The sequence below is a fragment of the Bradyrhizobium iriomotense genome, from assembly GCF_030160715.1.
In the GTDB taxonomy this organism is placed as follows: domain Bacteria; phylum Pseudomonadota; class Alphaproteobacteria; order Rhizobiales; family Xanthobacteraceae; genus Bradyrhizobium; species Bradyrhizobium iriomotense.
Genome location: NZ_BSOW01000021.1, coordinates 87,990 through 101,426, shown reverse-complemented (window position 1 = coordinate 101,426; position 13,437 = coordinate 87,990). Strand labels below are relative to the sequence as shown.

Below are 13,437 nucleotides of genomic sequence, written 5' to 3'. Positions count from 1 at the left end.
ATCCCCGAGTGATCCAGATCACAGTGTTTTTTCGTGGTCTGGATCAAATTGCTCTCTTCGGATCGGCTCCGGCGGATCCGAGGGCAGCGAGGAAGTTTGGATCAGGGGAGAATGATCATGCGCTTCTTGATCGCAGCAATTTCAATCGCAGCATTTCTGGTCAGCGGCAATGCGGCTTTCGCCGACAAGCGCGTCGCCTTCGTGGTCGGCAACGCCGCCTACAAGAATGTCCCGCAGCTCCCCAACCCGGCGATCGATTCCAAGACGATGGCCAGGGTACTGCGCAATGTCGGCTTCGATGTCGTCGAGGGCGCCAACCTCACCCGCGACGCCATGACGGCAAAGCTCCTGGAGTTCGGCAAGAAGGCTGAAGGCGCCGATGTCGCCGTGTTCTTCTATGCTGGCCACGGCATCGCCGTGAACGGCGTCAATTACCTGTTGCCGATCGACGCCGACCTGAAATCCGAGATGGACGTCAAGCTGGGCGCGGCGATCAACGTCGACCTCACGCTCGACCAGACCATGGCGGACGCCAAGGTGAAGCTCGTATTCCTTGACGCCTGCCGCGATAACCCGTTCGCGGCAAAGATTCGTTCGGCCAAGGCCACGCGCTCGGTCAACGTGCAGACCGGCCTTGCCGAGATGAAGTCGGGCGAGGGTACGCTGATCGCGTTTGCCACCGGCCCCGGCCAGACCGCTCTCGATGGCGAGGCCGGCACCAACAGCCCGTTCACCCGCGCGCTCGTGGCCAACATTGCCCAGCCCGGGCTCGAGATCCAGCAGGCGATGACCAAGGTCCGCGCCCAGGTCAGCGACGAGACCAACAAGGGGCAATTGCCCTGGGGCCACACCAACCTCACCGGCAACGTCTATCTCAATCCGGTTGGCGTGCCGGCTACTGCCGCGAGCGATGTTGGAAACGCGTCGGCATCGGCTTCGACCAAGCAGGGCGCCGACGTCGAGCTCGAGTTCTGGCGCTCGATCAAGGATTCCAACAAGGTGGAAGAGCTCAACGCCTATCTCACCAACTATCCGAACGGCACGTTCAAAGCGATTGCGCTCGCTCGCATTGCGGCGTTGCAGGACGGTCCGTCGAACACCACGCGCAACCTGACGGCCGGGGTCGATCCTGCCACCTTTACCGAGGAAGCCAACCAGGTCACCGAAGACCAGATCGGTTTGGACAAGAGCCAGCGCCGCGATGTGCAGCGCCGCCTCACCGGGCTCGGTTTTGACGTCAAGGCGACTGGCAAGTTCGACGACGAGACCCGCTCCGTGATCAAGCGCTGGCAGGCGGCACGTGGCTATCCCGCCACCGGCTATATCAGCAAGCTTCAGCACAAGGCCCTGCTGTCGGAGATCGTCTCGACCCGCTCCGCCTCATCCGACTCGGCGGACGACGAGCCAACGCGCCGGCGCTCCTCCGGTGGCGGTGGCCGTCGCTATTATAGTAGCGGTGGTAGCGGCGGCGGTGGCGGCCCGATGGGCGGCCCCGGCGGCCTGCTCGGCGGCATGATGGGCGGATTGTTCGGCCGCCGCTGATCGGCCAACAGGCGAAGCAAAGGCGGCCCGATCCGGGCCGCTTCTTCGTTTTGGATACCCTTGCTCGACGATGGTCGCAAAGCGGTCGTCGCGGGGCCCGGCTGCGAACAAGAAATCGGCCAGATGGGCGCCTAGCAAACCGCTTCACCCCAGAAAAAGCGCTAGCCAAGCGAACGGAGCCGGTTCCGAACAGTGCCAAAGCCGAGTGAGTATCAGTTCTATCGTGGCGGCCCGGCAGATCGGACGGCTTCGCGCAGTTCAATGCCTGTCTATATCGGCGCGGCGATGATCGCGGTCGCGATCCTGCTGTCGACATTGATCACGGGTCTCACCAATCGCTATGTCGGCCTGGAAGGCGTGACTGAGGACAACATGTGGCTGGTCGACCGCCTGACCGGCAGTGTCTATCGCTGCCAGGCGACCGACCGCGGCAAGGCTGCCTGCGAGCCCGATATCGCGACCGGCAGCCTCGGCGATCGCCCCAGGGGATCGAAGCGCAGCCCTTGAGCCGGCCGGCTCTTTGCATTGCAGCAATGAAATGTCTTCTCCGCGAAACGCTCCTCGCAGACAATACGTAATTGCGAAGGCCGGCATGACGCCGGTTTCGTTTTACGGAGGAGACTTTTCGATGAAGACTTTGCTGACGGCCGCAGCCTTTGTCGCACTCGCGCTTTCGCCAGCTTCGGCGAAGATGATGGCCTGCACGGGCGCCAATATGGGCGCCACGCTGACGACGGTGGCTGCCATGCCCGATGGTTCGACCAAGATGGGCATGAACAAGGAAATGGCGATGGCCAACACCGACATGAGCGGCGGCAAGATGGGCAGTGCCTGCAAGCACTACATGAAGGCGCAGATGATGAAGTAACACGGGCATTCGTTGCCTGTTCCGGCCGCGCTGTCAGCAGGTGGCAGCGCGGCTTTTTCTTTGCCGTTGTTCTTTGCCTCCTTGCGAATCCCGCTACATTGCCGCTCGCAATGTCCCGCACACCCAAACCACTCCCGCTTCAGACCTCGCAGGCACGGCAGATCTGGCTGCGCGCCCAGCGGCTCGATACCCGCGAGCCCTTTGGTGCGGGCGCGCAAGCGGTCACTGACGCGATTACCCATCTCGGCTATGTGCAGATCGACACCATCAACGTCATCGAGCGCTGCCATCACCACATTCTCTACAGCCGCATCCCGTCCTATCGCCGCGCCGACCTGCGCCATGCCCAGAGCGTCGACAGAAGCGTGTTCGAATACTGGACCCACGCGCTGTCCTACGTGCCGACCAGCGACTTCCGCTTCTTCCTGCCGGCGATGCGCGAGCACCGCCGCGATGGGCACAAATGGTTCGCGTCGGTGACCCCGGCCGACATGCGCAAGGTGATGCGGCTGGTGCGGGCCGGCCCGCTGACGATCCGCGACATCGAGGACGATGTTCTCGCGGAGAAGGAGCATTTGTGGCAGAGCCGCAAGCCCTCGAAACGGGCGTTGCAGCTCGCCTTCTACACCGGCGTCGTCACGATCAGCGAACGCCAGGGCATGCTCAAGACCTATGAGCTGATGACGCGCCATTTCGGCTGGGACAGGTCGCCGAAGCCGGCCTCTGCAAAGGATGGGACCACTTACCTGCTCGACCGGGCGCAGCGCGCTCAGGGCGTCGTGAGCCTCGATTCGATCTGTCATCTGGACGCGCCGAGCAAGCAGGCGGTGGCGCGCCTGATCGCATCACGGGTCCGACGCGGCGAGCTCGTGCCGCTCGCCTTGGAGGGCGCAGGCAAGCAGGAGCATTGGGCGACGCCGTCTGCGCTGGAGCCGGGCGAAGGCGCGCCGCCGGATCTCGTGCACATCCTCTCGCCCTTCGATCCCCTGATCATCCAGCGCAAGCGCACCAACCTCATCTTCGGCTACAACCATCTGTTCGAGGCTTACGTGCCGAAGGCCAAGCGCAAGCTGGGCTATTTCGCGCTGCCGGTGCTGGTCGGCGACGAGATCGTGGCCGCGCTCGATCTGAAGACCGACCGGCAGAACAAGAAGCTCCTGATGCAGAAATGGACCTGGGTGGGCAACGGCAAGAAGACGGCCGGCCGCAAGGAGCTGAAGCACAGGATCGAGGAGGAGCTAGATCGTTTCGAGCAATTTCAATTGGCGGAGGAATGATCATCGCGTTGGCGAAGATTGTGTAGCCTGTAGGGTGGGTTAGCTTTAGGCAACGGGTCCGCGCTCTGCGCGGCCCGATGACAGGCTCCGCGTAACCCACCGCTTTCACATCCTGCGGATAGACTGTGGTGGGTTACGCCTTCGGCTAACCCACCTTACGCGTCCCAACGACGCGATCGAGCCAGGCGCCCAGGATGATGCCGGCGAAGTAGGCCACGATATTCCACAGCGAGAAGATCCGCCCCAGCAGCAGCGCGCCGGCGGTCGTGAGGCGGAACGCATCGAGCCAGGGCGCGTGCACCAGCCGGGACAGCTCGACCAGAACCGCAATCGCCGCCGCAATGGCCGCTACTTGCGTCCGTGTCAGGCCTGGCAGCAAGGCGCCGACCAGGAAAAACACCATGGTCGCCCACAGCAGCGAGCCGCCGTATTTCACGACGAAGGCGGAGAGTCCGAGCGGAAAGCCGTACCAGCGCAAGGACAGGCCGCACGCGATCACGACGAGGGCGAGGGCGGCGCGGACCAGCGATACCTGCATCGGCGCAACAGGGTTGGTCGATTGCGTTCCGTGCATTGCTCGCTCCATTGACTCTTTCGCCGCGATGCTCAAAACCGCCCCCAGCCCGAGAAAAGCAACAACCAAGGGGGACGCCGTGAGCCAGACCACCACCTTTGCCGGTTCCGCAGGCACTGCCAAGAACAACAATAAGAGCGCGATCGAGACCTCGACCATCCGCGCCATCTCCTGGCGCCTGATTCCCTTCCTGGTGCTGGCCTACTTCTTTTCCTACCTCGACCGCGTCAATCTCGGCTTCGCCGCGCTGACCATGAATGCGGAATTGAAGTTCACGCCGCTGATCTTCTCCTGGGGCGCCGGCATCTTCTTCATCGGCTATTTCATCTTCGAGGTGCCGAGCAACCTGGCGCTGGAGCGATTCGGCGCGAGCCGCTGGATCGCCCGCATCATGGTGACCTGGGGCGTGATCTCGGCGCTGATGGCCACGGTGAATGGCGTGACGAGCTTCTACGTCCTGCGCTTCCTGCTCGGCGTGGCCGAAGCCGGCTTCTTCCCCGGCATCATCCTTTATCTGACCTATTGGTATCCGGCCGAATACCGCGCGCGCTTCCTCGCGGCCTTTGCCATTGCGGTGCCGGTCTCGACCGTGATCGGCGCGCCGATCTCGGGCCTGCTGCTCGGGCTCGATGGCGTGCTGGGCTTGCAGGGCTGGCAGTGGCTGTTCATCATCGAGGGCGTGCCGTCGGTGCTGCTCGGTATCGTCACCTGGTTCTATCTCACGGACAAGCCGGAGAAGGCGGACTGGCTGTCGACCGAGCAGAAGGCGTGGCTCAAGGGCAGGCTTGATTCGGAAATCGCGGCCAAGCAGGCGGTGAAGCACCTCTCGCTCGGCGAAGCCTTGTCGTCGCCGAAGGTGATTGCGCTGAGCCTGATCTACTTCGGCTTCGTCGGTGCGCTCTATGGCATGCAGTTCTGGCTGCCGCAGATCGTGAAGGCCTTTGGTCTCACGAATGCCCAGACCGGCTTCGTCACCGCGATCCCGTACCTGTTCGGCACCATCGCCATGATCCTGTGGGCGCGGCATTCCGACGCCACGCGCGAGCGCGTGATGCATGTCGGCGCGCCGCTGCTCCTCACTGCCGTCGCGCTCGGCGTCTCCTCCTATCTCACCGATCCCACCTTGACGATGGTGGCGCTGACGGTGGCCGCGATCGGCGTGTTCTGCTGCTTCGGCGTGTTCTGGACCCTGCCGACCGCCTGGCTCTCCGGCACGGCCGCCGCCGGCGGCATCGCGCTGATCAACTCGATTGGCAATCTCGCCGGCTTCGGTGGCCCCTATCTGATCGGTTGGGTCAAGGAAGCGACCGGCCAGACCTCGACCGGCCTCCTGGTCCTCGCGATCCTGCCTCTGATCGCCGGCATCCTGGTGTTCGTCGGTGGTCACGAGAGCAAGCACGAGTTCGCCGAGCAGGGGCAGTGATCCAACGTCGCCCTGGCGAAAGCCAGGGCCCATACGCGGCTCCTCCTGGGGCACGCGGGGAAACGTCCTCTTTCAACAACCGACTCTAGGGAGAATGGGCCCTGGCTTTCGCCAGGGCGACGAGAGGGGGCGTCACCACTCCTTAACGCTCACGTTTTTCTGATGACTGACGATTATTGACTTTTATCAGTGATTAGTCGACATTCCTCGGGAACACAGCCGCAGGAGTGTCCGATGTTCGTCCGGTCGATTTTGTCGAGCTATTCCAAGCTCTTGGCAGGTGCTTCACTGGCCTTGATGGCCGTGGCGCTGGCCGGATGCAATGACACCGTAGCGCAAAAGGCCGAGCCGCCGCGGCCGGTCCTGGTCGCAACCGCTCATTACGAGGCCGATACGCCGGAGCGCAGCTTCGTCGGCACCATCAAGCCCCGGATCGAAAGCGACCTTGGGTTCCGCGTCGCCGGCAAGGTCGCCAAGCGCCTTGTCGAAGTCGGGCAGACCGTCGAGGAGGGCCAGCCGCTCGCGACCCTCGATGAGGTCGATCTGAAGCTCCAGGCCGAGCAGGCCGTGGCCGAGCAGACCGCCGCGACCGGCGTGCTGGCCCAGGCCGCTGCCGCCGAGCAGCGCGCCAAGGATCTGAAGGCCAAGGGCTGGACCACCGATGCGCAGATGGATTCGAGCCGCGCGGCCGCCGACGAGGCCCGAGCGCGCCTCGACCGCGCCGTGCGCTCGGTCGAACTGACCAAGAATTCCCTTTCCTACGCGACGCTCAACGCCGACGCCCGTGGCGTCGTCACCGCAACGCTGATCGAGCCCGGCCAGGTGGTTGCCGCAGGCCAGGCTTCGATCCGCGTCGCCCGCTTTGCCGAGAAGGAAGCGGTCGTCGCGATCCCTGAGACGCTGGTCGGACGCGCCAAGTCGGGCGTCGCCAGCGTCACTCTTTGGTCGGAGCCCAACAAGAAGTATGCCGCGAAGCTGCGCGAGATCGCGCCTGCCGCCGATCCGGCCACGCGCACCTATCTTGCGAAATTCTCGCTGCCCGAGGCCGACGACAAGGTCGCGCTCGGCATGACCGCGACGTTGACGCTGTCGGACGCTGCGACCGAGCGTGTCGCGCGGCTGCCGTTGTCGGCGCTGTTCAACGAAGGCGGCAAGCCCTCCTTCTACGTCGTCGACGACAACGGCGCCGTCGCGCTGAAGCCGGTCGCTGTGAAATCCTACGAGAGCAACGACGTCGTCATCACCAGTGGCGTGGAAGAGGGCGCGAAGATCGTAGCCCTTGGCGTGCAGAAGCTTGATCCGAGCATGAAGGTCCGGATCGTGTCCTCGCTTTCCTTCTGACGATAAAGAGTTCCGTCATTGCGAGGTGAGTTTCGGCCGTCGCGCAAATGCGATGGAAGAAGCGGCGAAGTGATCCAGATCCTGCCCAGCCCCCTGGATCGCTTCGCTACCTCGCAATGACGGGTCGAGCAGGGTTGGTGGTTTTGTTCTTGGTAATTGTTCTTGGCAATTGGTCATCTCTGGAGAGAGTGCGATGAAGCGCTTCAACCTTTCCGCCTGGGCCGTCAGCCATCCGACGCTGGTGCTGTTCCTGATGCTCGTGCTCGGTGTCGCCGGCTTCTTCTCCTATCAGAAGCTCGGCCGCGCCGAGGATCCGTTCTTCACGGTGAAGGTGGTCAACGTCTCCGTGATCTGGCCGGGTGCCACCGCGCAGGAGATGCAGACCCAGGTCGCCGACCCCATCGAGAAGAAGCTCCAGGAGCTGCCCTATTTCGAGAAGGTGCAGACCTACTCGAAGCCCGCCTTCACGGCGATGCAGGTGACGTTCCGCGACAACACGCCGCCGAAGGACGTGCCGTATCTCTTCTATCTCCTGCGCAAGAAGCTCGTCGACGTGCAGGGCCAGTTGCCTTCGGGCATTCTCGGGCCCGTCGTCAATGACGAGTTCTCCGACGTCGATTCCATCCTCTACATGATGACCGGCGACGGCGCCGACTATGCGCAGCTCAAGAAGGTCTCGGAAGGCTTTCGTCAGCGCCTGCTGAAAGTGCCGGGCGTCACCAAGGTCGACGTCTACGGCACCCAGGACGAGCGCGTCTTCGTCGAATTCTCGCACGCCAAGCTCGCCACCCTCGGCATCACGCCGCAGGCGCTGTTCGATTCGCTTGCCAAGCAGAACAACGTGACCCCGGCCGGCACGGTCGAAACCTCCTCGCAGCGCGTGCCGCTGCGTGTCACCGGTGCGCTCGACGGTGCCAAGGCTGTTGCCGAGACGCCGGTCGAGAGCAATGGCCGCGTGTTCCGCCTCGGCGACATCGCGACCGTCACGCACGGCTATGTCGATCCGCCCAGCTTCGTCGTGCGCCAGGAAGGCAAGCCCGCGATCGGCATCGGCGTCGTCACCGCCAAGGGCGCCAACATCCTCGAGCTCGGCAAGGACGTCGAGAAGGCGACCAGCGAATTCATGAAGGCGGTGCCGCAGGGCATCGACGTCGAGCTGATCGCCGACCAGCCGAAGGTGGTCGAGCATGCGGTCGGCGAGTTCGTGCATTCGTTCATCGAGGCGCTCGCGATCGTCCTGTTTGTCTCTTTCGTTGCGCTCGGCTGGCGCACCGGCATCGTGGTCGCGCTGTCCGTGCCGCTGGTGCTCGGCATCGTCTTCATCGTCATGAACTCGATGTCGCTCGACCTGCACCGCATCTCGCTCGGCGCGCTGATCATCGCGCTCGGCCTCTTGGTCGACGACGCCATCATCGCGGTCGAGATGATGGTGGTGAAGATGGAGCAGGGCTGGGACCGCTTCCGCGCCGCGTCCTTTGCCTGGGAATCCACTGCGTTTCCGATGCTCACGGGAACGCTGGTCACCGCTGCTGGCTTCCTCCCCATCGGCTTTGCCAACTCAGCGGTCGGCGAATATGCCGGCAGCATCTTCTGGATCGTGGCGATCGCGCTGGTCGCCTCCTGGTTCGTCGCGGTGATCTTCACGCCCTATATCGGCGTCAAGCTGCTGCCCAACATCAAGGTGCACCACAACCACGATCCGCACGCGGTCTACGAGACCCGCATGTACCGCGGCTTGCGCGCCATCGTGCAGTGGTGCGTCAACCACCGCATCACGGTGGTGGTCGCGACCGTCGGCGTGTTCGTCGTCTCGATCGTCGGCTTCGGCCATGTGCAGCAGCAGTTCTTCCCGCTGTCCGAGCGGCCCGAGCTGTTCCTCCAGCTCCGCCTGCCGGAAGGCACCGCCTTCAACGTCACGGAGAAGGCGGTGAAGAAGGCCGAGACGCTTTTGAAGGACGACAAGGACATCGAGACCTATACGGCTTACGTCGGCCAGGGCTCGCCGCGCTTCTGGCTCGGCCTCAATCCGCAGCTGCCGAACGAGGCCTTTGCCGAGATCGTGATCGTTGCCAAGGGCGTCGAGGCGCGCGAGCGCATCAAGGCGAAGCTCGAGAACGCCGTTGCCGACGGCGCGCTCAACGAGGCCCGCGTCCGCGTCGATCGCTTCAATTTCGGCCCGCCCGTCGGCTTCCCCGTGCAGTTCCGTGTGATCGGTCCCGATCCCAACAAGGTGCGCGAGATCGCCTATCAGGTGCGCGACGTCATGCGGCAGAATAAGAACGTCAAGGACGTCCAGCTCGACTGGAACGAGCAGTCGCCGTACCTCAAGCTCGTCGTCGACCAGGACCGCGCGCGTGCCATGGGCCTCACCCCGCAGGAGGTTTCGCAGTCGCTCGCGATGCTGATCTCGGGTGCGCAGGTGACGACCGTGCGCGACGGCATCGAGAAGGTCGGCGTGGTCGCCCGTGCGATCCCGTCCGAGCGGCTCGATCTCGCCCATGTCGGCGATCTCACCATCACCTCGCGCAACGGCGTTGCGGTGCCGCTCCAGCAGATTGCCAAGATCGAGTACTCCCACGAGGAGCCGATCCTGTGGCGGCGCAACCGCGACATGGCGATCACCGTGCGCTCCGACGTCGTCGACGGCGTGCAGGCGCCCGACGTCACCAGCCAGATCACGCCGAAGCTGCAACAGATCAAGGACTACCTCGAGCCGGCCTACCGCATCGAGCCGGGCGGCGCGTTCGAGGAATCCGCCAAGGGCAACGCCTCGATCTTCATCCTCTTCCCGGTGATGGTCATGGTGATGCTCACGCTGCTGATGATCCAGCTTCAGAGCTTCTCGCGCCTGATCCTGGTGTTTTTGACCGCGCCGCTCGGCATCGTCGGCGCCTCCCTCGGGCTCAACGTCGCCAACCAGCCGTTCGGCTTCGTGGCACTGCTCGGCCTGATCGCGCTTGCCGGTATGATCATGCGCAATACGGTCATCCTGGTCGACCAGATCGAGACCGACGTCTCCCATGGCCTGACCCGGCGCGAGGCGATCGTGGAGGCGACCGTTCGGCGCGCCCGCCCGGTGGTGCTGACCGCGCTCGCGGCGATCCTCGCCATGATCCCGCTGTCGCGCTCGGCGTTCTGGGGCCCGATGGCGATCACCATCATGGGCGGATTGTTCGTTGCGACCTTCCTGACGCTCCTGTACCTGCCGGGTCTCTATGCCCTGTGGTTCCGCAAGAGCCTGGACGAGGCTGGAACGGCCCAGCAGCCGGAAGTTGCACCGCAGCATGACAGCGATGCCGAGCCCGCATTTCCGCTTGCTGAAGCGGCTGAATAAATGAAGAGTGAGCGTTGACGAGTCCTGACAGATGACACTGGTTTCGGAACATATCGAAGGCGACACCCGCGAGCGCATTCTCGAGGTGGCCGAGCGGCTGTTCCGCCAGATCGGCTATCAGAAGACCACTGTCGGCGACATCGCCAAAGAGCTCCGGATGAGCCCGGCCAACGTCTATCGCTTCTTCGAATCGAAGAAGGCGATTCATCAGGCGGTGGCGCGGGGGCTGATGGGCGAGGTCGAGCTGGAAGCGCAGCGGATCGTGGCCGGGCCGGGTCCGGTGCGCGACCGCTTCCGGCAACTCCTGACCACCATCCATCGCATGAACACCGAGCGCTATGTCGGTGATTCCAAGCTGCATGAGATGGTCGAGATCGCGATGCAGGAGGACTGGGACGTCTGCGTCGCCCATATGGAGTGTATCGCAGCGATCATCGGCCAGATGATTGCGCAAGGTGTCGCCTCCGGCGAGTTCGAGGCGCCGGACCTGCAACTGGCCTCGCTCTGCGCCTGCACCGCGATGATGCGCTTTTTCCACCCCCAGATGATCGCCCAATGCGCCACCAAGCCGGGCCCGACCATCGATCAGATGATCGATTTCGTCATCGCGGGCCTGTCGCCGCGCCACTGACGCCCCTATAAGCGAGTTGGTCGTCATTCCGAGGTGGCCCGCAGGACCGACCCCGGAATGACGAGTCAATGGTCGTACAGGACAGATCAACATACTCCGTCATTGCGAGCGAAGCGAAGCAATCCAGAGTCTGTCCACGGAGGGATTCTGGATTGCTTCGCTTCGCTCGCAATGACGAATGCGGAGAAACAAGCGCGTGAACGACAAAGACCTGCACTTCTACGAGCCGGCCAAGGGCCACGGCCTCAAGCACGATCCCTTCAACGCCATCATCGCGCCGCGGCCGATCGGCTGGATCTCCTCGCGTGACACGAAGGGCCACGTCAACCTCGCGCCCTACAGCTTCTTCAACGCCTTCTGCTACACCCCGCCGATCATCGGCTTCTCCTCCACCAACTGGAAGGACACCGTCGGCAATATCGAAGCGACGAGAGAGTTCGTCTGGAATCTTGCCACCATGGATCTGGCGAAGCAGATGAACGCGACGGCGGCCCATGTCGCGCCCGAGGTTGACGAGTTCAAGGTCGCGGGGCTCACCGCCGTGCCTGGCAGGCTCGTCAACGTGCCGCGCGTCGGCGAGAGCCCGGTCGCGTTCGAATGCAGGGTGTCCGACATCGTCCGCCTCAAGGGCGCCGACGGCAAGGAGGCCGATGCCTGGCTGACGCTGGGTGAGGTCGTCGCCGTCCATATCGACAAGGCCTTCATCAAGGACGGTGTCTACCAGACGGCTGCGACCCGTCCGATCGTCCGCGCGGGCCGGCGCGGCGACTATTTTGAGATCAAGCCGGAAAACATGTTCGAGATGATCCGGCCGGATTGACCTGATCTCACCTCTCTCCGCATTGTCATTCCGGGGCGCGCGATAGCGCGAGCTATGATGCGCAATTGCGCATCTGAGAATCCATCGGGCCGCAGAGACTGCCGATGAATGGATTCCGGGCTCGCCGCTTCGCGCGCCCCGGAATGACGGTGTTGCTGACCGGCCTTTCGGCTAAGCTTGCTGCACGCGAAAGCTTGGTAACCTTCAGACGAGAGACGCATGACCGAACAGACCGAAACCGAACCGCGCGGCGATCTCTGCATCCGCACGCTTGCGATGCCCGCCGACACCAACGCCAACGGCGACATCTTCGGCGGCTGGCTGCTCAGCCAGATGGACGTCGGCGGCGGCGTGTTCGCCTCGAAGGTCGCGAAGTCGCGCACCGTGACGGTCGCGATCGAGGCGATGAATTTTCGTAAAGCGGTTTATGTCGGCGATCTCGTCTCGGTCTACGCCACGCTCGTGCGCGTGGGGCGCACCTCGCTCACCGTGCGTCTCGAAGCCTGGGCGCTGCGCCGCGGAGAACAGCATCCGTTCCTCGTCACCGACGGCAACTTCACCTATGTCTCGATCGACGATCATGGTCGCCCGCAGACCGTCGACCGCACCCCGCCGATCGCGACGTAAGCGCGCGCGGCGCCTTAACGCATGTGGTGATCGTGCGCCGCGGATGTCGCGGCTTCGCCAAGAACAAGTCACAAAACGGATGAGGTCGCAGCGTATTCCATTGCGTGTCGATTCGGGGTGGAAACGGCCGCAATGCCCATAGGAACCTTTGGGCAGGAGTACCGTTATTCGCCCGCACTGAGGAATCACGGGCAATGCCGGACAGCTACATCATCGAAGTCAATTCGCAGACCGCAGGTATCGTCGTACGCAACCCGGAAGGATATTGCTTCTTCGCTTCCTCCCACCGCTTCAATCGCCTCGAAGGCCAGATCTTCCGCAACGCCCGCGAAGCCGAACGCGCAGCGCGACGCCTCGTGAATGGCGATTTGAGAGAAGCGGCGTGATTGGTCGCGCTTAGTGAGCGTTAAGGCTGCTAGTCATTCCGGGTTCGCGCCTTGCGGCGCGCCCCGGAATGACATGTGAGATCACAACTTCGTCGCTGCGCGCGACAGCAGCTTCCAGTCGTCGCCCTGCTTCTGCCAGTTCATCAGGATGTGAAGGTTGGTCGGCACTTTTTTCCCATCGGCCGCCATCTCCTGCTCGGCGATCCAGTGGAAGCGCACGATCGCGGCGGGGCCGACGACCTTGATGGTCGGATCCTTGTACTCGATCGACAGGAATTTCGATTTCCCATCCGTGGCGTTCGTGATGAAGGTCGCCTTGTCCTCGACCTTGCCGCTGGAATGGCTGTAGCTCAATTCGTCCGCGCAGAGCGCGCCGAGCGCCTCCGGATTCGCAGCGATCTGGGCGAGACGAAAAGCCTCGACCTTTTTCGCGACCGCCTCTTCCTCCACTGAGGCGGCGCGCGCGGGAGCCGCGCCGAGAGCTGCCAGTACAAGGGCCGAGACGGCCAGTTCGCGCCGATTGATGGTCATCGTTTCCTCCTTTTTGCTCTTGCAGGTAGTGTCGCAGCCACGCTTGATTTTGTCGAGCACCGTCTTTCGCCGTTCCGAGCTGC

14 protein-coding genes are annotated in these 13,437 nt (G+C 63.5%); 11 read left to right on the top strand and 3 right to left on the bottom strand.

The annotated features are described in order from the left end of the window. The first annotated feature begins 117 nt into the window (after window positions 1-117). The 4 genes from QQL28_RS27805 to QQL28_RS27790 all read left to right on the top strand — a co-directional run bounded on the left by QQL28_RS27805 (window position 118) and on the right by QQL28_RS27790 (window position 3,687). Window positions 118-1,542 (top strand): caspase family protein, encoded by a 1,425-nt coding sequence (locus tag QQL28_RS27805; RefSeq protein ID WP_284270616.1) that lies wholly within the window; start codon window positions 118-120, stop codon window positions 1,540-1,542. 261 nt (window positions 1,543-1,803) lie between these two features. Continuing rightward, a complete protein-coding gene (locus tag QQL28_RS27800) occupies window positions 1,804-2,049 on the top strand; it encodes a hypothetical protein (protein ID WP_284270614.1) in 246 nt (81 codons plus the stop codon). Window positions 2,050-2,170: 121 nt separating this feature from the next. Continuing rightward, the gene (locus QQL28_RS27795; RefSeq protein ID WP_284270613.1) at window positions 2,171-2,410 is read left to right on the top strand and encodes a hypothetical protein; all 240 of its coding nucleotides are present in this window, start codon (window positions 2,171-2,173) and stop codon (window positions 2,408-2,410) included. A 110-nt stretch (window positions 2,411-2,520) separates the two neighbouring features. Continuing rightward, window positions 2,521-3,687, top strand: coding sequence for a winged helix-turn-helix domain-containing protein (locus QQL28_RS27790; RefSeq protein ID WP_284270611.1), 1,167 nt, complete (start codon window positions 2,521-2,523; stop codon window positions 3,685-3,687). 145 nt (window positions 3,688-3,832) lie between these two features. Here the strand turns inward: QQL28_RS27790 and QQL28_RS27785 are convergent, their stop codons facing one another. Next, window positions 3,833-4,261 carry a ribosomal maturation YjgA family protein gene (locus QQL28_RS27785; protein ID WP_284270609.1) on the bottom strand — a complete coding sequence of 143 codons (429 nt, stop codon included), beginning with the start codon at window positions 4,259-4,261 and terminating at the stop codon, window positions 3,833-3,835. 79 nt (window positions 4,262-4,340) lie between these two features. On the opposite strand from QQL28_RS27785, the gene QQL28_RS27780 reads away from it, so the two are divergent. Together QQL28_RS27780 and QQL28_RS27775 are read left to right on the top strand one after the other, a co-directional pair. Then, window positions 4,341-5,684, top strand: a complete 1,344-nt coding sequence (locus QQL28_RS27780) for an MFS transporter (RefSeq protein ID WP_284270607.1) — start codon at window positions 4,341-4,343, stop codon at window positions 5,682-5,684. A 234-nt stretch (window positions 5,685-5,918) separates the two neighbouring features. After that, window positions 5,919-7,025 carry an efflux RND transporter periplasmic adaptor subunit gene (locus QQL28_RS27775; RefSeq protein ID WP_284270605.1) on the top strand — a complete coding sequence of 369 codons (1,107 nt, stop codon included), beginning with the start codon at window positions 5,919-5,921 and terminating at the stop codon, window positions 7,023-7,025. Between the two features lie 15 nt (window positions 7,026-7,040). Here the strand turns inward: QQL28_RS27775 and QQL28_RS27770 are convergent, their stop codons facing one another. Next, window positions 7,041-7,232 carry a hypothetical protein gene (locus QQL28_RS27770; protein ID WP_284270602.1) on the bottom strand — a complete coding sequence of 64 codons (192 nt, stop codon included), beginning with the start codon at window positions 7,230-7,232 and terminating at the stop codon, window positions 7,041-7,043. On the opposite strand from QQL28_RS27770, the gene QQL28_RS27765 reads away from it, so the two are divergent. From QQL28_RS27765 to QQL28_RS27745, 5 genes are all read left to right on the top strand, one after another. Beyond that, entirely contained in the window at window positions 7,219-10,359 is a 3,141-nt protein-coding gene (locus QQL28_RS27765) for an efflux RND transporter permease subunit (protein WP_284270599.1), read from the top strand. The two genes, QQL28_RS27770 and QQL28_RS27765, sit on opposite strands and share 14 nt — an antisense overlap. A gap of 31 nt (window positions 10,360-10,390) precedes the next feature. Next, a complete protein-coding gene (locus QQL28_RS27760) occupies window positions 10,391-10,990 on the top strand; it encodes a TetR/AcrR family transcriptional regulator (protein ID WP_284270598.1) in 600 nt (199 codons plus the stop codon). A 196-nt stretch (window positions 10,991-11,186) separates the two neighbouring features. Then, window positions 11,187-11,810: a flavin reductase family protein gene (locus tag QQL28_RS27755; RefSeq protein WP_284270595.1), complete on the top strand. Its 624-nt coding sequence runs from the start codon at window positions 11,187-11,189 to the stop codon at window positions 11,808-11,810. 219 nt (window positions 11,811-12,029) lie between these two features. After that, window positions 12,030-12,437: an acyl-CoA thioesterase gene (locus QQL28_RS27750; RefSeq protein ID WP_284270593.1), complete on the top strand. Its 408-nt coding sequence runs from the start codon at window positions 12,030-12,032 to the stop codon at window positions 12,435-12,437. A 194-nt stretch (window positions 12,438-12,631) separates the two neighbouring features. Beyond that, window positions 12,632-12,823: a hypothetical protein gene (locus QQL28_RS27745; protein ID WP_284270591.1), complete on the top strand. Its 192-nt coding sequence runs from the start codon at window positions 12,632-12,634 to the stop codon at window positions 12,821-12,823. Between the two features lie 81 nt (window positions 12,824-12,904). Here QQL28_RS27745 and QQL28_RS27740 read toward each other — a convergent pair whose 3' ends face one another. After that, window positions 12,905-13,354, bottom strand: coding sequence for a nuclear transport factor 2 family protein (locus QQL28_RS27740; protein WP_284270587.1), 450 nt, complete (start codon window positions 13,352-13,354; stop codon window positions 12,905-12,907). Window positions 13,355-13,437 lie beyond the last annotated feature (83 nt).

Excerpts from the sequence above, each read along its gene's own strand:
- QQL28_RS27805 (WP_284270616.1), top strand. The coding sequence starts at position 118 with ATGCGCTTCTTGATCGCAGCAATTTCAATCGCAGCATTTCTGGTCAGC.
- QQL28_RS27800 (WP_284270614.1), top strand. The coding sequence starts at position 1,804 with ATGCCTGTCTATATCGGCGCGGCGATGATCGCGGTCGCGATCCTGCTG.
- QQL28_RS27795 (WP_284270613.1), top strand. The coding sequence starts at position 2,171 with ATGAAGACTTTGCTGACGGCCGCAGCCTTTGTCGCACTCGCGCTTTCG.
- QQL28_RS27790 (WP_284270611.1), top strand. The coding sequence starts at position 2,521 with ATGTCCCGCACACCCAAACCACTCCCGCTTCAGACCTCGCAGGCACGG.
- QQL28_RS27785 (WP_284270609.1), bottom strand. The coding sequence starts at position 4,261 with ATGCACGGAACGCAATCGACCAACCCTGTTGCGCCGATGCAGGTATCG.
- QQL28_RS27775 (WP_284270605.1), top strand. The coding sequence starts at position 5,919 with ATGTTCGTCCGGTCGATTTTGTCGAGCTATTCCAAGCTCTTGGCAGGT.
- QQL28_RS27765 (WP_284270599.1), top strand. The coding sequence starts at position 7,219 with ATGAAGCGCTTCAACCTTTCCGCCTGGGCCGTCAGCCATCCGACGCTG.
- QQL28_RS27760 (WP_284270598.1), top strand. The coding sequence starts at position 10,391 with ATGACACTGGTTTCGGAACATATCGAAGGCGACACCCGCGAGCGCATT.
- QQL28_RS27750 (WP_284270593.1), top strand. The coding sequence starts at position 12,030 with ATGACCGAACAGACCGAAACCGAACCGCGCGGCGATCTCTGCATCCGC.
- QQL28_RS27745 (WP_284270591.1), top strand. The coding sequence starts at position 12,632 with ATGCCGGACAGCTACATCATCGAAGTCAATTCGCAGACCGCAGGTATC.
- QQL28_RS27740 (WP_284270587.1), bottom strand. The coding sequence starts at position 13,354 with ATGACCATCAATCGGCGCGAACTGGCCGTCTCGGCCCTTGTACTGGCA.